The sequence below is a fragment of the Burkholderia sp. AcTa6-5 genome (assembly GCF_017815075.1).
Classification (GTDB): Bacteria; Pseudomonadota; Gammaproteobacteria; order Burkholderiales; family Burkholderiaceae; genus Burkholderia; species Burkholderia sola.
Genome location: NZ_JAGIQE010000005.1, coordinates 262,532 through 283,300, shown reverse-complemented (window position 1 = coordinate 283,300; position 20,769 = coordinate 262,532). Strand labels below are relative to the sequence as shown.

10 protein-coding genes and 2 pseudogenes are annotated in these 20,769 nt (G+C 64.4%); 11 read left to right on the top strand and 1 reads right to left on the bottom strand.

The window, feature by feature from the left end; translation table 11 throughout:
* Nucleotide 1 precedes the first annotated feature (1 nt).
* From J8I33_RS09705 to J8I33_RS09660, 10 genes and pseudogenes are all read left to right on the top strand, one after another.
* The gene (locus J8I33_RS09705) at nucleotides 2-2,827 is read left to right on the top strand and encodes a TonB-dependent receptor (protein WP_209935048.1); all 2,826 of its coding nucleotides are present in this window, start codon (nucleotides 2-4) and stop codon (nucleotides 2,825-2,827) included.
* A 240-nt stretch (nucleotides 2,828-3,067) separates the two neighbouring features.
* Nucleotides 3,068-4,948, top strand: a complete 1,881-nt coding sequence (locus tag J8I33_RS09700; protein ID WP_050015439.1) for an extracellular solute-binding protein — start codon at nucleotides 3,068-3,070, stop codon at nucleotides 4,946-4,948.
* Nucleotides 4,949-4,961: 13 nt separating this feature from the next.
* The gene (locus J8I33_RS09695; RefSeq protein WP_050015437.1) at nucleotides 4,962-6,014 is read left to right on the top strand and encodes an ABC transporter permease subunit; all 1,053 of its coding nucleotides are present in this window, start codon (nucleotides 4,962-4,964) and stop codon (nucleotides 6,012-6,014) included.
* A complete protein-coding gene (locus J8I33_RS09690; RefSeq protein ID WP_209935041.1) occupies nucleotides 5,968-7,083 on the top strand; it encodes an ABC transporter permease in 1,116 nt (371 codons plus the stop codon). Before J8I33_RS09695 ends, J8I33_RS09690 begins: the two co-directional genes overlap by 47 nt.
* The gene (locus J8I33_RS09685; protein ID WP_124630370.1) at nucleotides 7,080-8,723 is read left to right on the top strand and encodes a dipeptide ABC transporter ATP-binding protein; all 1,644 of its coding nucleotides are present in this window, start codon (nucleotides 7,080-7,082) and stop codon (nucleotides 8,721-8,723) included. Before J8I33_RS09690 ends, J8I33_RS09685 begins: the two co-directional genes overlap by 4 nt.
* A gap of 46 nt (nucleotides 8,724-8,769) precedes the next feature.
* Nucleotides 8,770-11,943 carry a multidrug efflux RND transporter permease subunit gene (locus tag J8I33_RS09680; RefSeq protein ID WP_209935035.1) on the top strand — a complete coding sequence of 1,058 codons (3,174 nt, stop codon included), beginning with the start codon at nucleotides 8,770-8,772 and terminating at the stop codon, nucleotides 11,941-11,943.
* Between the two features lie 718 nt (nucleotides 11,944-12,661).
* Nucleotides 12,662-15,382, top strand: coding sequence for a TonB-dependent receptor (locus J8I33_RS09675; protein ID WP_050015431.1), 2,721 nt, complete (start codon nucleotides 12,662-12,664; stop codon nucleotides 15,380-15,382).
* Nucleotides 15,383-15,670: 288 nt separating this feature from the next.
* Nucleotides 15,671-17,161, top strand: coding sequence for an ISNCY family transposase (locus tag J8I33_RS09670; RefSeq protein ID WP_209935033.1), 1,491 nt, complete (start codon nucleotides 15,671-15,673; stop codon nucleotides 17,159-17,161).
* A gap of 197 nt (nucleotides 17,162-17,358) precedes the next feature.
* Nucleotides 17,359-17,628, top strand: a pseudogene (locus tag J8I33_RS09665) (helix-turn-helix domain-containing protein); the annotation flags it as partial.
* A gap of 134 nt (nucleotides 17,629-17,762) precedes the next feature.
* A pseudogene (locus J8I33_RS09660) lies at nucleotides 17,763-18,342 on the top strand (YbhB/YbcL family Raf kinase inhibitor-like protein).
* Nucleotides 18,343-18,376: 34 nt separating this feature from the next.
* Here J8I33_RS09660 and J8I33_RS09655 read toward each other — a convergent pair.
* Nucleotides 18,377-19,390: a hypothetical protein gene (locus J8I33_RS09655; RefSeq protein WP_209925677.1), complete on the bottom strand. Its 1,014-nt coding sequence runs from the start codon at nucleotides 19,388-19,390 to the stop codon at nucleotides 18,377-18,379.
* Between the two features lie 207 nt (nucleotides 19,391-19,597).
* On the opposite strand from J8I33_RS09655, the gene J8I33_RS09650 reads away from it, so the two are divergent.
* Nucleotides 19,598-20,740, top strand: a complete 1,143-nt coding sequence (locus J8I33_RS09650; protein ID WP_209935031.1) for an acyl-CoA dehydrogenase family protein — start codon at nucleotides 19,598-19,600, stop codon at nucleotides 20,738-20,740.
* The last annotated feature ends 29 nt before the right edge of the window (nucleotides 20,741-20,769 follow it).

The window sequence follows — 20,769 nt, the reverse complement described above, 5'->3', positions numbered from 1 at the left end:
GATGAAGCAGAGAGTTTTGGCGTTGGCCATCAAGAGGATAGTCTGGGCGGAACTGGCGCTGACGGCCGCGCTGGTGCCGCCGGCGTTCGCCCAGAGCCAGCCGGCGCCGGGCGCCGCATCGATCGCGGATGCGGTCGCGGACGGCGCACCGATGACCGTTGCACAGGCGGACGGTGCGACGAGCGCTGTCGCTGCCACGGGCGCCTCGGCGTCCGGTGCGGCAGCCGAGGCGACGCCTGCCACGCCCGGCGCGAACGGACAGGGCAAGGTCGCGCAGATCAAGCGGTTCGAAGTGACCGGTTCGCTGATCCGGCAGGCCGACAAGGTCGGCTTCAACCAGGTTCAGACCGTCACGAGCAAGGACATCGAGAACAGCGGCCAGACCAGCGTCGCTGACTACCTGCGCAGCACCTCGGCCAACTCGGCAAGCAGCTGGAGCGAGGGCTCGACGAACAGCTTCGCGCCGGGCGGCGCAGGTATCGCGCTGCGCGGCCTCAGCGAGAAATACACGCTGGTGCTGATCGACGGCATGCGGGTGTCGCCATATGCGTTCGCAGTGAACGGCAGCGATCAATTCTTCGACCTGAACACGCTGCCGCTCAACATCATCGACCGTATCGAAATTGTCAAGACAGGCGCGGTGTCTCAGTATGGTTCCGACGCAATCGCGGGCGTGGTCAACATCATCACGAAGAAAAACTTTCAGGGTCTTGAATTGGGGGGCAGCTACGGTGGCGCAACGAACGGTGAAGGCGGCCAGGGCACGACGAAGTTCAGCATCCTCGGCGGCTTCGGTGACCTGAACGCCGACCGCTTCAACGTGACGGCGGCGGCCAGCTACTACAAGTCGAACGGCATCTCGATCGCCGATCGCGACACGACGCAGAACCAGAACTTCTCCAATTTCCCGGGCGGCTTGTCGAACCAGAGCGTCTCCTACTGGCGCAATCCGACCACCGGCGCGAAGGTGCCGCTGAGCCCGTGTCCGAACGGAGGCCAGGCCGTGCCGGGCACCTCCGTCGCGCAGGTCAACGGTCCCGGCACGGTCTGCGCAAACAACACCGCGTACGCATCGTCGCTGTCGCCGTGGACTGAACGCCTGAGCGCGAAGGTGCACGCCGACTTCAAGATCAACGACGCGATGCAGGCGTTCGCCGATCTCTGGGAAAGCAACAATACGACGGTCACGAACAACTTCGTCGGCCGCCTCGGCAACAGCACGCAGACCTATGATCCGGCAACGGGCGGTCTCGCGCCGATTTCGAACCTTGTGCCGGGCAGCAACCCGTATAACCCGTTTGGCGTGCCGGCCAAACTGGTCTACGCATTCCCGGCCGCGCAGGCCGTGCATACGAGTTCCAACTTCTGGCGTGCCGCGACAGGCGTGAAAGGCTCGTTCAGCACGCCACGCGTGGGGGATTGGGACTGGACGGCGTCCTACACGCATTCGCAGGACACGGTGTCGAACAACTATTCGAACCTGATCAACGCGGCCGCACTGGAAAATATCGTCCAGAACGGCGTGTTCGACTTCGCCAATCCATCGTCGACACCGAACGGGTTGAACGGACTGTACGGAAGCACGTCGACACAGGCCATCACGAAGCTCGATGCTGTCGACGCGACGCTGTCGACGCCGAACCTGTTCACGTTGCCCACGGGTAACGTCGGCCTGGGTCTCGGTACGCAATTCACGCACCAGAGCCAGTACATCGGTACGGGCGCGGACTACGCGAATGGCACGCTCATCCAGCCGTCGCTGCAGTCGGTCAACGGGGAGCGCAACGTCGCGGCGGTCTACTACCAGATCGACATTCCTATCCTGAAGAACCTGACGTTCAGCCAGTCGGGGCGCTACGACCACTACAGCGACTTCGGTGGCGCGTTCTCGCCGCGCTTCGCGTTGCGCTTCCAGCCGATCCGCGAGCTGACGATGTACGGTTCGTACAACCGTGGCTTCCGCGCACCGACGCTGATCGAAAACACCTCGTCGAGGACCTACGGCGCGCAGGGCGCGGTCGACGCGAACGATCCTAACAACCCGAACGCATACAACCTCGTCGAGGAAGTGCAGACCGGTAACAGCAAGCTGCAGCCGGAGCGGACCAAGAACTACAACATCGGCTTCCAGCTGTCGCCCACCCGCAATACCGATTTCGGCTTCGACTGGTACAAGATCCACATCGACAACGTGATTGGCACGGAAGACATCCAGACGGTGGTCGACCAGAACGATCCGTCGAAGGTGATCCGTAACCCGAACGGCTCGATCGCGTATGTGCTGCTGCCGTATATGAACCTCTCGTCGCTCGATACGGACGGCTTCGAGACCACCTTCCGCCAGTCGGTGTCGACCAAGATCGGTACTTTCACGCTGTCGGGTGACTGGGCCTACGTGTGGCACTTCAAGATGCCGGTGGGCGGCGAGACGACCGACTTCGCGGGCAACAACGGTTCGCTGAACGAGCCGTTCGGCGGCAGCTTCCCGCGCTGGAAGGGCAACACGAGTCTGAACTGGAACTACCACAACCAATGGAACGCGACGTTGACGTGGATGTTCACGGGACCGTACAGCCAGGCCATCCTGTCGCCGGGCCAATATCCGAACATGCAGGACAGCGTGGCTTCGTACAGCCAGTTCAATCTGATGGTCAGCTACACCGGCTTCAAGCATTGGACGATCTATGCGGGCATCGACAACATCTTCAATCGTGCGCCGCCGTTCGACCCGGTTTATATGAACGCGAGCTACCAGACGGGCTACGACACGTCGCTGTACACGTATGTCGGTCGATTCGCGCAGGTTGGCGCGACCTACAAGTTCTGATGGCGATTGCGATGCACCGATAGGCTTTAGACCGGCCGCTCCACGTCCACCTCCCCATTTTTTGGAGCGGCCCTTTTTCGCCTGGCGCCACGACGGCCTGCAACCGGGACGTGCGGCGATGCAGTTCGCAGGATCGTTTTCAGCACGAACAACCAGTGGGATGCAGGTGGCACGCGGCAACCTGCACAGGAATCTACCGCGCGCAGGCCTCGCGCCCGCACGCTTTCGGACAGACCGACCATGAAACTGTTGAAATGGCGATGGGCAGGCGTGCCGCGCGCGGCGCTGTTCGCATGCGCCGTGCTGCTCGTGTCGGGTAGCGCCATGCCACGTGCGGCGCTCGCGGTGTCGGCGATCGCGCAATACGACCAGCCGAAATACCCGCCGGACTTCGCGCATTTCGATTATGCGGACCCACAGGCGCCGGACACTGGCGCGCTCAACTTCGAAAACTACGACGAAGCGCAGAGCTACGACTCGCTGAACCCGTTCCTCGTGCGCGGCTCGCCCGCACCGGACATCAAGAACCTGATGTTCGACACGCTGATGCAGCGCAGCTGGGACGAACTCGCGTCCGAATACGCGTTGATTGCCGACGACGTCGAGGTGGCGCCCGACGGGCAGTCGGCCACGTTCCACATCAACCCGGCCGCGCGCTTCTCGAACGGCGACCCGATCACCGCGGCCGACGTCAAGTATTCGTTCGATACGCTGACGAGCCCGCAGGCGTCGCCGCTGTACAACGCGCAGTTCTCGATCATCCGGCGCGCAGTGGTCGTCGACGGCCACACGATCCGCTTCGAGTTCAGGCACGCGGAGCGCGACGCCGCGCTGATCGCGGGCGACCTGCCGGTGTTCTCGCCGAAGTGGGGGCAACACGCGGACGGTACGCGGCCGCCGTTCGACCAGATCGCGAACGAGCCGCCGATCGCGAGCGGCGCGTACCTGATCGAGCAGCGCAGGAACGACAAGCAGATCGCGTACGTGCGCAACCCGCATTACTGGGCCGCGAACCTGCCGTCGCGGCGCGGGATGTTCCGTTTCGCGCGCGTGTCGTTCAAGCTGTATCTCGACCAGTACACGGCGCTCGAGGCGTTCAAGGCCGGCGATGTCGATGCGCGAATGGAGTACAGCTCGACGCAGTGGGCGCGCAAGTACGTCGGCAAGAATTTCGGCAACGGCATGCTGAAGAGGGGCGAGTTCCCGGACGGCCCCGCGCAGATGCAGGGCTTCCTGATGAACCTGCGCAAACCGATGTTCCAGGACGTGCGCGTGCGGCACGCGCTTGCGCTGGCATTCGACTTCGACTGGATGAGCCGGATGATGTTCTACGGGCAGTACCGCCGCACCAACAGCTTCTGGGACGCGAGCCCGTTCGCCGCGTCGGGCATGCCGAGCGCGAAGGAACTCGCGCTGCTCGAACCGTACCGCTCGACGCTGCCGCCGGAGGTGTTCGGCCCGATGGTCAAGCAGCCGTCGACGTTGCCGCCGGGCTCGCTGCGCGCGAACCTCAAGCAAGCGCGCGACCTGCTCGCTCAGGCCGGCTGGCACTACCGGGACGGCGCGCTGCGCGACGCGAACGGCACGCCGATGTCGATCGAGATCATCGACGACCAGCCCGGCATGGATCGCCTGATCCTGCCGTACACGCAGGCGCTCGCGACGCTCGGCATCCATGCGTACCTGCACGAGATCGACAGCGCGCTCTACCAGAAGCGGCTCGACAATTTCGAGTACGACATGACGACGTATATCTACTCGCCCGTGACGATCCCGGGCGCGGAACTGACGCGTCGTTTCGGCAGCGAGGCCGCATCGCAGCCCGGCTCGGAGAACTATCCGGGCGTGAAGTCGAAGGCCGTCGATGCGCTGATCCGCGCGGCGCTTGCGGCCAATACGCTCGACGATCTCGAGACGGCCACGCACGCGCTCGACCGCGTGCTGATCAACCTGTACGTGCTGGTTCCGCAGTACTACATGCCGAACGCGCGGATCGCGTACAAGACGACGCTCGGCCATCCGCCGGTCGTGCCGGCTTCCTATCAGTACGAGGACTGGATCATCGACTACTGGTACGTGAAGAAGCCGGTAGCACGGCCACAACCCGCCGCGGCGGCCTGACGAGGGAGCGACGATGCTTGCATACATATTGAGGCGCCTGCTGCTGATGATCCCGACGCTGATCGGCGTCGTGACGATCACGTTCGCGGTTACGCAATTCGTGCCGGGCGGCCCGGTCGAGCAGGTGCTCACGCAATTGCGCCACGGCAGCGCGCGTGGAGGCGAGGCGGGCGGAGGCGGGGGCGGCTACCACGGCAGCCAGGGCGTCGATCCGCAGCAGATCGCGCAGATCCGCAAGCAGTTCGGCTTCGACAAGCCGCCGCTCGAACGCTACGCGCTGATGCTGAAAAGCTATGCGACGTTCGACCTCGGGCAGTCCTATTTCGCGCACCGCAGCGTATGGGCCGTGATCCGCTCGAAGCTGCCGGTGTCGATCACGCTGGGCTTGTGGACGGTGATCCTCACGTACTTCGTGTCGGTGCCGCTCGGCATCGCGAAGGCCGTGCGCAACGGCTCGCGTTTCGACACGGTAACGAGCGTGCTCGTGCTCGCCGGCTACGCGATTCCGGGCTTCGTGCTCGGCGTGCTGCTGCTGATGCTGTTCGGCGGCGGCACGTTCTGGCAGGTGTTTCCGATGCGCGGCCTGACCTCGGACGACTTCGACGAACTGACGCTGATCGGCAAGGCCCTCGACTATCTGTGGCATATCGCGTTGCCGGTGACGGCGTCGGTGGTCGGCAACTTCGCGATCGTCACGATCCTCACGAAGAACACGTTCCTCGACGAAATCGGCCGGCAATACGTGCTGACCGCACGCGCGAAGGGCGCGCCGGAGCGCGACGTGCTGTGGAAGCACGTACTGCGCAATGCCGCGATTCCGCTGCTCACCGGGTTGCCGGCCGCGTTCGTCGGCGCCTTCCTGAACGGCAACCTGCTGATCGAGACGCTGTTCTCGCTCGACGGGATGGGGCAGCTCTCGTACGACTCGGTGATTCGCCGCGACTATCCGGTGGTGCTCGGTTCGCTGTTCCTGTTCACGCTCATCGGCCTTCTGACCAAACTCATTGCTGACGTCTGCTATGTCCTCGTCGACCCCCGTATCCAGTTCAACCGCCTGGACCACTGATCCGGCCGCCGTCGCATGCGCGGCGTCGCCGTCGCCATGGCGACGCACGTGGCGGCGGTTTCGCGCGCAGCGGCTCGGCTACTGGAGCCTCGTGATCTTTGCCACGCTGTTCGCGCTCAGCCTGCTGGCCGAAGGATTGTCGAACGACCGGCCGCTGGTGGTGCGCTACGACGGGCATTTCTATTTCCCGATCGTGAAGGACTATCCGGAGACGCAGTTCGGCGGCGATTTCCCGGCGAAGACCAACTATCTCGATCCGTACATCCGCGCGAAGATCGAGTCGCACGACAACTTCGCGATCTACCCGCCGAACCGCTACCGCTACGACACGATCGACTATTTCGCGTCGCGGCCGTATCCGGCGCCGCCGTCCGCGAGCAACTGGCTCGGCACCGACCAGTTCGGCCGCGACGTGCTCGCGCGGCTGCTGTACGGATTTCGGCTGTCGGTGCTGATGGCGTTCGCGCTGACGGTTTCGGGCGTCGGGATCGGCGTGCTGACGGGCGCGCTGCAGGGCTTCTACGGCGGGCGCACCGATCTCGTCGGGCAGCGCCTGATCGAGATCTGGAGCGCGCTGCCCGACCTGTACCTGCTGATCATCTTCGCGTCGATCTTCGAGCCGTCGCTGTGGCTGCTGTTCGTCCTGCTGTCGATGTTCGGTTGGCTCGTGCTGTCCGACTACGTGCGCGCGGAGTTCCTGCGCAACCGCGCGCTCGACTACGTGAAGGCCGCACGCACGATGGGACTGTCGAACTGGCAGATCATGTGGCGGCACGTGCTGCCGAACAGCCTGACGCCGGTGATCACGTTCCTGCCGTTCCGGATGAGTGCGGCGATCCTGTCGCTGACGAGCCTCGACTTCCTCGGCCTCGGCGTGCAGCCGCCGACGCCGAGCCTCGGCGAACTACTGCAGGAAGGCAAGAACTACCTCGACGCGTGGTGGATCTCGATCTCCGCGTTCTCGGCGCTGGTCGTCACGCTGCTGCTGCTCACGTTCATGGGCGACGCGCTGCGCAATGCGCTCGACACGCGCGCGCGCGGCTCGGCCTTCGGCGGGGAGCAACGATGACGACTCCTTTGCTGGACATTCGACGGTTTTCCGCGCACTTCGGCGCGAAAGCCGCCGTGCAGGACCTGAGCCTCGCGGTCGGGCGCGGCGAGCGCGTGGCGCTCGTCGGCGAGTCGGGCTCGGGCAAGAGCGTGACGGCGCTGTCGATCCTGCGGCTCGCGCAGCAGGCGACGCTGTCGGGACAGATGCTGTTCGACGGCGAGGATCTGCTCGCGAAGACCGAGCAGCAGATGCGCGGCATCCGCGGCGCCGATATCGCGATGGTGTTCCAGGAGCCGATGACGGCGCTCAATCCGCTGTATACGATCGGCAAGCAGATCGCCGAGAGCCTGCGGCTGCACGAGGGGCTGCGGCCGGGCGACGCGCGCGAGCGCGGCATCGCGCTGCTGCGGCGCACCGGGATTCCGGAGCCGGAGCGGCGCATCGACAGTTTTCCGCACCAGTTGTCGGGCGGCCAGCGGCAACGCGCGATGATCGCGATGGCGCTCGCGTGCCGGCCGCGGCTGTTGCTCGCGGACGAGCCGACGACGGCGCTCGACGTGACGGTGCGCCAGCAGATCGTCGACCTGCTGATCGAACTACAGGAGCAGGAGGCCGCCGCGCGCGGGATGGCCGTGCTGCTGATCACGCACGACCTGAATCTCGTGCGGCGCTTCGCGCAGCGCGTGGCCGTGATGGAGCAGGGCGTGCTCGTCGAAACGAACACGACCGGCGCGCTGTTCGCCGCGCCGCAACACGCGTACACGCGCCGGCTGCTCGACAGCGCGCCGCAACGTGCGGTCGAACCGGTCGCGGCCGGTGCGCAGACGATCCTCGACGTGCGGCAACTCGCCGTCGATTACCGCATCGCGACGAAGGGCTGGCGCGCGGTGTTCGGCAAGACGGCGTTCCGGGCCGTGCACGACGTGAAGCTGAGCCTGCGACGTGGCGAGACGCTCGGGATCGTCGGCGAATCCGGGTCGGGGAAATCGACGCTGGCGGCGGCCGTGCTCGGCCTGCAGCGGCCGGCGTCGGGCGGCATCGAGATCGACGGCATGCCGCTGGCGTCGCTGCGCACGACACGCGGCCGGCGCGCGCTGTACGGCCGCATGCAGGTCGTGTTCCAGGATCCGTTCGGCTCGCTGTCGCCGCGCATGACGGTCGAGCAGATCGTCGGCGAGGGGCTTGCCGTGCACCGGCCGGAGGTGGCCGGCGCCGCGCGGCGCACGCGGGTCGCTGCCTTGCTGCAGGAGGTCGGCCTGCCGGCCGACGCGATGCTTCGCTATCCGCACGAATTTTCCGGCGGCCAGCGTCAGCGCATCGCGATTGCGCGCGCGCTGGCCGTGGAGCCGGAGCTGCTGGTGCTGGACGAGCCGACGAGCGCGCTCGACGTTTCGATCCAGAAGCAGGTGCTGAATCTGCTGACGAACCTGCAAAAGAAGTATCAACTGAGCTACCTGTTCATCACGCACGATCTCGCGGTGATGCGCGCGATGGCCCATCGGGTCATCGTGATGAAGGCGGGGCGCGTGGTCGAGGAGGGCGATACGCTCGACGTGTTGCACGCGCCGTCCCACCCGTATACGCAGGCGCTGCTCGCGTCGTCGATGCTCGCACCGGAACCGGGTCCGCTGCAGCGGGAAGGGGGCGCGGATGAGTGACGTGAAGCGGGCGCGGCGCGCCCGTACCGTTCGCTGACGCACGCCGATGCCATCGTTCTTCATCGACCGCCCGGTGTTCGCGTGGATCGTCGCGCTCGCGATCGTCGTCGCGGGCGTGCTCGCCATTCCGCAATTGCCGATCGCGCAGTATCCGCGCCTTGCGCCGCCGCGCGTCGTGATCAGCGCGACCTATCCGGGCGCGTCGACCGAGACGGTCGACGCCGACGTCGGCAGCATCATCGAGGAAAGCCTCGACGGTGCCGACGGGCTGCAGTACTACGAGACGAGCAGCGACGGTCACGGCAATCTCGAGATCGACGTGACGTTCGCGCCCGGCACCGATCCGGACATCGCGCTCGTCGACGTCAACAACCGGCTGAAGCAGGTCGAGCCGCGGCTGCCGCAGCAGGTCGTGCAGCAGGGCATCGGCGTGTTCAAGGCGGCCAACACGTTCCTGATGCTCGTCACGCTGACGTCGACCGACGGCACGCGCGACTCCGCCCAGCTCGGCGACTATCTGAACCGTTACGTGCTGCGCGAGCTGAAGCGCGCGCCCGGGGTCGGCGCGGCCCAGCTGTGGGACGCCGACGAGGCGCTGCGGGTCTGGCTCGATCCCAGCAAGTTGCGCGAATACGACCTCGGCGCCGACGACGTGATCGCGGCGATCGGCGTGCAGAACGCGACGGTGACGGCCGGCGCGATCGGCGATGCGCCGTTCGTGCGCGGCCAGCAGCTCACCGCGACGATCGTCGTCAAGGGACAGCTGACGTCGCCGGAGGAGTTCGGCCGGATCGTGCTGAAGTCGAAGCAGGATGGTTCGGTCGTGCGCGTCGCCGATGTCGCCCGCATCGAAATCGGCCGCGACGACTATTCGTTCTATTCGCGGCTGAACGGCCGTCCGGCGGCCACCGTCGGCATCCAGCTCGGCCCGCGCGGCAACGCGCTCGAAACGTCGAACGCGATCCGCGCGCGGCTTGCCGAGCTGTCGAAGACGCTGCCGCCGGGCGTCGCGGTGGAGATTCCGTTCGACGGCGCGCATTTCGTGAAGATCGCCATCCGGGAAGTCGTGCTGACGCTCGTCGAGGCCGTCGTGCTGGTGTTCTGCGTGATGTGGCTGTTCCTGCGCGAGCTGCGCTACACGCTCGTGCCGACCGTCGTGATTCCGGTCACGCTGATGGGCGCGTTCGTCGCGATGTGGGTGTTCCGGCTGTCGATCAACGTGTTCACGATGTTCGGCCTCGTGCTGGCGATCGGCATTCTCGTGGACGATGCGATCGTCGTCGTCGAGAGCGTGCACCGCGTGATGGAGGCGGGCGTGTCGCCGCGCGATGCGACGCGGCACGCGATGAAGCGGATCGGCGGGGCGATCGTCGGCGTGACCGCGGTGCTGACCGCCGTGTTCGTGCCGATGGCGTTCTTCCCGGGCAGCGTCGGCGGCATCTACCGGCAGTTCGCGGTGTCGATGATCGCGTCGATGCTCGTGTCGTCGTTCATGGCGCTGTCGCTCACGCCGGCGCTGTGCGCGAATTTGCTGAAACCGGTCGTCCGTCACGAAGGCGGGGGCGGGGGCGTGCCGCGCCGCAGCCTCGGCGCGCGCGTGGCCGACCGCTTCGGCGTCGCGTTCGCGCGCGCCGAGGCCAGCTATCGGCGCGTCACCGTGTCGGCGGTACGCCGCACGGGTGCGGTCGTCGGCATCTATGTCGCACTCTTGGCCGTGTGCGGGCTGCTGTACTGGACGATGCCGGGCGGCTTCCTGCCGACCGAGGACCAGGGGCAGCTGCAGGTGATGATCCAGTTGCCGGCCGGTGCCACGCAGGCGCGCACGCTCGCGGTCGTCCAGCGCGTCGAGGCGATCCTGCGCGCGGAGCCGGCCGTCGCGAACGTGACGAGCGTGATCGGCTGGAGTTTCGCGGGCAGCGGGCAGAACGTCGGGATGGCATTCGTCGACCTGAAGGACTGGGCGCAGCGCGACGTCGATGCGATGACGTTGCGCGATCGCCTCAACCGGCGTTTCGACGCGATTCTCGACGGCGACGTACAGGCGACGCTGCCGCCGTCGGTGCCCGGCATCGGTCACGCGGACGGCTTCACGTTCCGTCTCGAGGATCGCGGCGGGGTCGGGCTCGACGCGCTGAAGGCCGCTCGCGAGCAGTTGGCCGCGCGTGCAAAGGCGGACCCGGCGCTCGCGTCCGTGCATTTCGAGGACTTGCCGGACGCGCCGCGCATCGAGCTCGACGTCGATCGCGCGAAAGCGTATGCGCTCGGCGTGCCGTTCGAGCGCATCGCGGGGCTGCTCGGCGGCACGTTCGGCTCGAACTACATCAACGATTTTCCGGCGTCGGGCCGGATGCGCCGCGTGATCGTCGAGGCCGACCCGGCCGCGCGTGCGACCGACGCGCAACTGATGGCGCTGACGGTACCGAACCGGACGGGGGACATGGTGCCGCTGTCGGCCATCGCCGCGCCGCACTGGACGGTCGGGCCCGTGATGCTGAATCGCTACGACGGCTATCCGTCGCTCGACGTCAGCGGCCGGGCGGCGACCCACACCAGTTCGGGTGCGGCGATGGCGGAGATGGAGCGGCTGGCCGCCATGCTGCCGGCCGGGATCGGTTACGACTGGGTCGCCGCGGCGCGCGAGGAGCGGATTGCCGAGCGGCAGACGCCGCTGCTGGTCGGGTTGTCGGTGCTCGCCGTGTTCATGGCGCTCGCCGCCTTGTATGAAAGCTGGGCGATCCCGCTGTCGGTGCTGACGATCGTGCCGCTCGGCATCGTGGGCGCGTTGGCGGCGGCGTTCGCGCGCGGGATGCCGAACGACGTGTACTTCAAGGTCGGGATGATTACGGTGATCGGATTGTCGGCGAAGAATGCGATTCTGATCGTGCAGTTCGCACGCGAACTCGTCGGGCGCGGCGTGCCGCTGCGGCAGGCCGTGGTGGAGGCCGCGGCCGTGCGGTTTCGGCCGATCGTGATGACGTCGATGGCGTTCCTGCTCGGCGTCGTGCCGTTGGTGCTGGCGACCGGCGCGGGTGCGGAAAGCCGGCGTTCGATCGGGACCGGCGCGTTCGGGGGCGTGCTGGCGGCGACGATATTCGGGCTGGTGTTCGCGCCGGTGGCGTTTCGGGTAGTCGTGTCCATAGGCCGGCGCGGGCGGCATGCAGCGGTGACGAAGCGCGAGGCGCCGCGCGTGGAAACGGCCGGGAATCTGGAGATCGATTGATGGTAGTGATGGGGATTCATCGACCACGCGTTCGGACTGTTTCCATGCCAAGGATTCGTGTCTTCCCTCTGGTAAACAAAAAAGTTCGGACTGGCGAGTACCGGCCGCATGCTCCATTGCGGCGCATGCGCGAACGGGTGAAAAAGCAGCCGAACAAGGAAGACAAGACAACGGTAGCGGCTGATGAACCATATCGATTTTTATTCGGCACCAACCGAGTGCATCTATTGCACCTAAACAAAGTTATGTGGCATCAAATATTTTTTGACGCGTCGATTCTGTCCTGCTATGTTCGCGTCCAATGTAAAACTTGGTAGTGAACGGTAATTCATGTTCCGTGAATTAAGGCTTTCAAAGTGAATACGTAAAGAAGCCTTTCAACGGGAGACTGCCTTCCTGGCAACCCGTACGCACTGATTGACGAAGCGCCATGGTGAGAATGTTCCAGGGCGCAGCGCGTATGCAGCCTTTCGATATGCGGAAAGACCGATCCATGTAATTAGGCATCCTAACCCTATAGGAATTAAGTTTATTTAATTTCAAATTCATTCCACTCATAAGCGGAGGAAATAATTTTGAAAGAAATGGGAGGGTGGACGGAATGGTTGTGATCGTCAGATGACGAATCAGGAACGCGGGGCAACGCTATTTAAAGGCCGGCGAGTCTCCGTGCATACAAAAAGGTCAGGCCTTGCGACGACAAAGGGAAAGGGGTGTTATGAAACCAACGGCTTTGGGATCGGCAATACGCAGCATCGCATGGGCTGAAGTCGCGTTGACGGCGGCTTTGGGTACCTCCGCTTACGCGCAGACAACGCCTGTCGACGGGAGCGTCGCCGCCGAGCAAACCGGCAGCACGGCCGCCGCCGCGCCCGCGCCGGCGTCCGGCGCCGCTGCGGGCGGGCAGACCGTGAAAAAGCTCGACAAGTTCGAAGTGACGGGCTCGCTGATCCGCACATCGGATAAGGTCGGCCACACCGAAGTGCAGGTCATCACCGCGAAGGAAATCCAGCAAAGCGGATACACGACGGTCGCCGATTTCCTGCGTTCGACCTCGGCCAATTCCGCAAGCAGCTGGGGCCAGACGACGATGAACAGCTCGGCACCCGGCGGCGCCGGCATGGCGTTGCGCGGGCTCAGCGAGAAATACACGCTCGTGCTCGTCGATGGCCAGCGCGTCGCGAACTATGCGCAGTCGGTGAACTTCACCGACACGTTCTTCGATGTCAACGCGATCCCGCTGAACATGGTGGAGCGCGTCGAGATCGTCAAGACCGGCGCGGTATCCGTCTACGGCTCGGACGCGATCGCGGGCGTCGTCAACATCATTACGAAGAAGAACTTTCAGGGCCTGCAGATCGACGGTCAACTCGGCAAGGCGCAGCATCCGGGCGACGGGCAGGGCAACTTCAGCGTACTGGCCGGCTTCGGCGACCTGAATTCGGATCGCTTCAACGTCACCGCGGCCGCCAGCTATTACCGCGATTCGGGTTCGACGCTCGGCGATCGAGACATGACGTCGGCGCAAGACTTCACGCAATATCCCGGCGGACTGGCAGCGCCGCTCGGGCCGAACCAGCAATCGTACTGGTCGCTGGCGGACGGCTCCAAGGTGCCGCTTTCGCCGTGCCCGCCCGGCAGCAAGACGAGCGCGACCAATTGCACGTATAACCCGGCCGCGTCGACGTCGCTCGTTCCGTCCACGACGCGCCTGAACGCGAAGGTGCGCGCCACCTTCAAGATCGACGACAACACGCAGGCCTATGCGGGCTTCTGGGTGAGCCGCGATGAAACCGTCCAGTTGCAGGGACCGGCGTCGATATCGAGCACGACGAACGTCTACAACCCTTCGACCGGGTCCGTTTCGCCGCTGCCGCGTACCGTACCGGTGAGCAATCCTTATAACCCGTTCGGCGTGCCGACGGCGATCAACTTGACTTTCCCGGGCAACGTCGTGAGGGCGGACACGGTATCGACGTTCTGGATGGCGAACACGGGCGTCAAAGGCTCGCTCGACGCGGGCAGATTCGGCGCGTGGGACTGGTCGGCCGATTACGGCCACTCGCAGAGCACCGTCGATACGACGTATCGCAACCGGATCAACGCCGCGGGCCTCGAGAACATGCTCGCGAACGGCACCTACAACTTCTCGAACCCGGCCTCCACGCCAAACGGCCTGAACGGCGTTTTCACGGACGACGATCAGCAGGCCATCTCGAAGGTCGACAGCGTGACGGCCAAGGCCTCGACGTCGAATCTCTTCACGCTGCCCGGGGGCCCGGTCGGCCTGGGCCTGGGCACCGAGTTCCGCCACGAATCGTCGACGATCAACCCCCAGACGCTCGCGTCGCAGGGCGTATCCGCACCGGCGAACGTGCAGACGGTGGAGGGTTCGCGCAACGTCGCCGCCGCGTTCTACCAGGTCGACATTCCGATCCTGCGCAATCTGACGTTCACGCAGGCGGGCCGCTACGATCACTACAGCGACTTCGGTGGGGCGTTTTCGCCGAGCTTTGCGCTGCGTTTCCAGCCGGTGCAAATGCTGACGACGTATGCATCGTACAGTCGCGGCTTCCGCGCGCCGACCCTCGTCGAAAACTCGCAGGCCGTCTATCTCTCTCACCAGAACCTCGTCGATCCGAACGATCCGAGCGGTGTGCCGACCAAGCACTTCACGACGGAGCAAGTCGCGGGCAATCCGAATCTTCAGCCGGAGCACACGAAGAACTACAACATCGGCTTCCAGCTTTCACCCGATGCGATGACCGATATCGGCGCGGCGTTCTACAAGGTCCGCATCGACGGCGTCATCGGCACGGACGATCCGAACGCGGTGCTCGTCGCCAACGATCCCTCGCGCGTCGTGCGCAACGCTGACGGGTCGGTGCGTTACCTCGTTCAGCATTTCGTGAACCTCGGTGCGCTCGATACCGATGGCTTCGATCTCAACTTCCGCAAAGCGCTGCGCACCAAGTACGGCACGTTCACGCTCGCAGGCGACTGGACTTATGTGTGGCACTTCAAGCTGCACAGCCCCGGAACCGCACCGCAGGACTTCGCCGGCAACAACCTTGCGCTGCTGCAGCCGTTCGGCGCGAGCAACCCGCGCTGGAAGGGCAATACGAGCCTGAGCTGGGACTACCGGCAGCTGACTACCACGCTGACCTGGCAATACACCGGGCCATATACGAACGCCGTGGCCGCGGAATTCGGCGACGGCGGTACGGGATCGGTGGCGTCGTACAGCCAGTTCAACCTGATGTTCAACTATCGCGGCTTCAAGCATTGGACGATTTACGGCGGCATCACGAACCTCTTCGACAAGAAACCGCCGTTCGACGTCGAGTGGCAAGCCGTGCCCGACATCACTGGCTATGACCAGTCGCTCTACACGGATCTCGGCCGCTTCTTCCAGATCGGGGCGACGTACCGGTTCTGACGGCGAGGAGGCCGCCAGGCGGCAACCGGTCCCGGCGCGCGGCCCGCGCCGGGACGACGAAGAATGAGCACATCGACTCCTACGAGGATCAGAGGTGGAGGGTTTGAATGCGAAGGCGCTCGGCCAGCAGCACCTCGTGCAGTCGATCTTTGTTATTTGACATAATCAACATTATCGATATTTTTTGTTGTAGTAGCTTTTTAGAAATGTCGTGTTCTAGCCATTTAGAAATGTCGCGTTTGGACCTCGGTAAGCTTGCCGGCTCCCCGTCAGATCATGGAGCCGGCGATGCACCGAACAGCACTGGTGACATTGAACATGAGAGAACTCGACCGTCTGAAGGTAATCCAGGCTGTAGTGGATTTGGGCGTGAAGCCTGGCCGCGCGGCCGAACGCCTGGGCCTGACGGTCCGGCAGATCGAGCGGCTGGTGATTCGATACCGGGAGTCTGGCGCGGTGGGCCTGACCTCGCGCAAGCGTGGCGGTCCTGGCAACCGGCGGCTGGATGCGGAGTTGGCCCAGCGGGCCCTGACGATCATCCGGGATCGCTACGCCGATTTCGGGCCGACACTAGCGTGCGAGAAGCTTCGGGAATGCCACGGCATCCAGCTCGCCAAGGAAACGGTACGGCGGCTGATGACGGAAGCTGGTTTGTGGGTGCCACGCCGGCAACGACCGCCGAAGGTCTATCAGCCACGAGCACGGCGGGCGTGCCTGGGTGAACTGATCCAGATCGATGGCAGCGACCATCGGTGGTTCGAGGAACGGGCGCCGGCCTGCACGCTGCTGGTATACGTCGACGATGCAACGAGCCGGTTGATGATGCTGCACTTCACGCAGACCGAATCGACCTTCAGCTACTTCGAGGCGACGCGAGCGTATATCGAGTGCCATGGCAAACCGGGGGCGTTCTATAGCGACAAGTACAGCGTGTTCCGCAATACAACGCCGGGCAAGACTGGCAATCGGGTGACGCACTTTGGCCGCGCGATGTACGAGCTGAACATCGATACGTTTTGCGCAAACAGCAGTCCGGCCAAGGGGCGAGTCGAGCGAGCACATCTGACGTTGCAGGATCGCTTGGTCAAGGAGATGCGGCTGCGTGGGATCAACACGGTGGCCGACGCCAACGCTTACGCGCCCTCCTTCATGGCCGCCTACAACACACGCTTCGCAAAGCCGCCGAAGAGCGACTTCAATGCACACCGATCGCGGCGCGCCGACGAGAATCTCGACTTGGTGATGACGTGGCGCGAGCCGCGGAAAGTGACGAAATCGCTCACGGTGCAGTACGACCGAGTGATGTATTTGCTGGACGATACGCCGGAGAATCGGAAGCTGATCGGTCGAACGATCGAGGTGTGGGAGTACCCGGACGGGCGCATCGAACTCCGAACAGAGGGTCGCATGTTGCCCTGCAGACAGTACGACCGGCTGGCCGAGATCGATCAAGCTGCTGTTGTCGAACACAAGCGCCTGAGTCACGTGCTCCAGGTTGCGCAGACGATCCAGGCGCAGCGCGATAACAGTCGAATCGGTAAGGCTCCATCCCGAACGAATCGGGGCGACTCATCCAAGACGAATCGCAACACCTCCCGGCCGGATAAAAAGAAGCAGCGTGAAATCACGCAGGCCGATGTAGAGAAAGTGATCGTGGATCTCTCCGAACGCAGACAGGCGCAAGAGCCCGCGCGCAAACCTGGCCGTCGGTCTGCGAGGCGCAGCGACGCAAGCGTAAGCACCCTGCCCGTTCAGGACCAGCTCTTCGACACTGCGTGATCTGCAGCTCATGAGAAACAAATCCTGAACCCCTGAAAACGCGACATTTCTATCTGGCTGGCGCCCCGACATCTTGAAATGGCTACGACATTTGTGTAGCGGCTAAGTTGTAATGTCCGCTTCTAGCTAAGTTCAAATGTCCGCTTTCGTGCCGCGTAAGCTATCCGGCCGCCGGTTGTCCGGCGCCGGGAGCTTCGATGGCTGCGACAGAACGGATCACGATGACGATGCGAGAACTGGACCGATTCAAGGTCATTCAGGACGTGGCGGACGGCAAGTTCAAGCCGTGGCGCGCGGTCGAGCGACTCGGACTGACGACGCGGCAGATTCGGCGACTGGTTGGCCGACTGCGGGAGCACGGGCCGCAAGGTCTCGTGTCGCAGCGGCGCGCGAAGCCCAGCAACAACCGATTGGACGCCGTGACGGCCGACCGGGCACTCTCGATCATCCGCGAACGCTATGCCGACTCGACTGAACGTCCTGCCAACGACGTTGCAGCGAAGGCAACACCGTGGTTCGCGAATCTGGCTTCCGGGGCGAATCGCTACACGATACCGTTGTTACCGTTGTACGGAACGCTTACCCTTCAACGGAGCACATCATGCGATCGAGGATTTTATTTCCCGCGATTCTATGCACTTCAGCGGCACTAGCGGTCATCCCGGCGATCGCCAGCGCGGCGCCGTTCACCATCATGGTCGATGACCTCAGTCACGGGCATTTTACGAACGAACACGTGTACGGAGGCTTTGGCTGTCGCGGTCAGAACGTTTCGCCGCGAATTTCGTGGACTCACGTTCCGCGCGGCACGAAGAGCATCGTCGTCACAATTTTCGACCCCGATGCGCCGACCGGCGGGCTCGGCTGGACCCACTGGGAGATCGTCAATATTCCACCTTCGGAGTCGTCGATCGAAAAAGGCGCGTCCGGCAATCCGAAATTCCTGCCGGCGGGCGCTGTCGAGACGTTGACGGACTTTGGCGAATCCGGATACGGTGGGCCCTGCCCGCCTCCGGGGGCGTCGCATCGATATGTCGTGACGGCGTCGGCCTTGGACGTGGAAAAAAATTGACGTGGCGCCGGCGGCGAGTCCTGCACTCGTCGCCTATCAGATGCACGGGAAAGTCATCGCTCAGGCGAAATACGTCGCCCGATATCGTCGCGCATTGACTCACGATTGATGGTTGTCATTACGCCAATGACATTCCGCCATCACTAGAAATTGCGCGCCACGCCGACCATGAACATGTCCTGGTCCTTGTCGTTGCCGGTTGCGACACGATTGAAGCGCAAGCTCGCCGCCCACTCGTTCGTGATCCGATAGGCCACTTGCGCGCTGAGCAACGCATTGAGTCGTGTTGTGCCGGAAACGTCGTTCCGATCCCGCGAGAGATACGGACCGACGCCGGCCGAAAGCGTCCATTTGCTCGTGACCGGCGCGACGTACCAGAATTGCGCGGCCACGCCTCGTCGGCCGGCCACGCCATTGTTGCCTTCATAGATGAAGCTCGCCGAATAGGCCCACGCATTGCCGAGCGGCCGCTTGACTTCGACCATGTATCCTTTTTCGATCGGCACTCGAGGGCGGTTCGTCTGCGACGTCCCGGCCCAAACGCCGACCTGCGTCTTGCCGTCCGAAAACACCGGGCCAGGAGCGCCGCCGAAATCCGAGCCGATACCGAAGAGCACCGCGTCGGAATTGAATCCGCCAATCATCTGGACGTGGTTGTACTGCAGCTTGAGGAAGAAGCGGTTGGGAACGACGTAATACCGCACCGCTGCCGACGCACGCACGCCCCAGCGCTTTTCATTGCGTGGCTGGTCGTCGACATGTGTCGTGTCCATGCTGAAATACGGGCCCGCCGAAAATTCGAGCGCCATACGACTGCCGAGCGGCCAACGAAACGAACCCAACGCGGCGAAACCATCACGGTGGTGATCCAGCGGATGCCCCTCGTTCAAATAGGCAAGATAGACGGAGAGGTAGTCATTCAAGACGTCGCCGAAGCCGACTTCGTACGCACGCCAATGCATGTCGCCGCCTTCGGTCGCGCGTCCGTCGCCATACACCGCATAGGCGTTGAGCGTTCTCTCCGATGATGTGGGTCCGCTCGGCGAACTCGAAGGACCGTCCTCGGCGTGCGCGTGTACCGGGCACGCCAGTATTGTCAGACCAGCGATCGAGCTTGCGACGACGAAGCGCGAACGGATGCGACGGCACGGTCCCATTTGGACACCCCCTCACCTTGGTCACCGCGATTTCGTGGAGAAGTTGATAGCGATTATAGGCGGCGTCCGGTCAGATCCGGCGAAACCGCTCATTCACCCTGCAACTACCACTACTGCCAGTACCTGCGCTGTCCCTACCCCCTTAACCTTGTCGTCATCGCTGGCGCGCCGTCGACGGCCGCGCCGCTTCGACCGGAGACACGACAGATGCCATTCGACTGGACACAGGAACAGCACGCGACACGTGCGCGCTTTCGCGAGATCGGCGCGGAGATCGCCGCGGCCGTGGAGCAGGACGGCCGCACGCCGGCCGAATTCGACGAGGCCGGCTGGACGCGGCTTGGGCACGAAGGACTGTGGGACATGATCGTGCCCGACACGTATGGCGGCGACGGTCACGGCTGGTGGCATTTTTCCGCGGCGCTCGAAGGGCTTGCGTCGTCGATCCGCCGCCCGGCGCTGCTGCTGTCGGTGATCGCGCAGGCCGGCATGGTGCGCGCACTCGAGCGCCACGGCACGGAGGCGCAGCAGGACCGCTATTTCGGCGCGATCCTGCGTGGCGAACTGAGCGCGACCGCGATTGCCGAGCCGGGCACCGGCACCGATGTGCGCAGCATCGCGACGACGCTCGCCGAGCACGGCGACGGCTACCGGCTGACCGGCAGCAAATTCAATATCGCGCATGCGCCGCTCGCGCGCTTCATTCTCGTCGTCACGCGCATCGAAACGCCGGGCCGGCGCAACACCGCGCTCGTCATCGTCGATCGCGATCAGCCGGGCATGACGGTGTCCCCGCCCGACCGCAAGCTCGGCCTCGAAGACCTGCCCACCGGCGCGCTGCATTTCGACGACTGTCCGATCACGCGCGGCCAGTTGCTCGGCGAACCGGGTGCCGGGCTCGGCAACCTGATCGACATCATCTCGCTCGGCCGTCTCTATTACGGCCTCGTCGCGGCGCAGGTGACGGCGCCCTATCTGCGCGATGCGATCGGCTATTGCCGCGAGCGACGCAGCTTCGACAGCACGATCGATGCCCACCAGTACGTGCAGCGCCGCCTCGTCGACCTGCAGATCGGCATCGAGCGCGGCACGTGGCTCGCGCGTGGCGCGCTCGCGCAGTTGCTGACGGATCACCCGCAGGCGTTGATGACGTGCTCGATCGCGAAGCTGGTCGGCGCGCAGGATCTCGTCGACGGCGCGATCGGTCTCGTGCGGCTGTACGGCAGCCTCGGCTATCAGGCCGGGCCCGTGGCCGCGTTCGCGGCGGACGCGCTGGGCTTCATGAGCGTCGGCGGCACCGAGGAAATGCATCGCAAGAACATCTTCAACCAGATGATGCGCGCCGGCTGAGTGCCCGCGCCATCGCCACGCGCACCCCG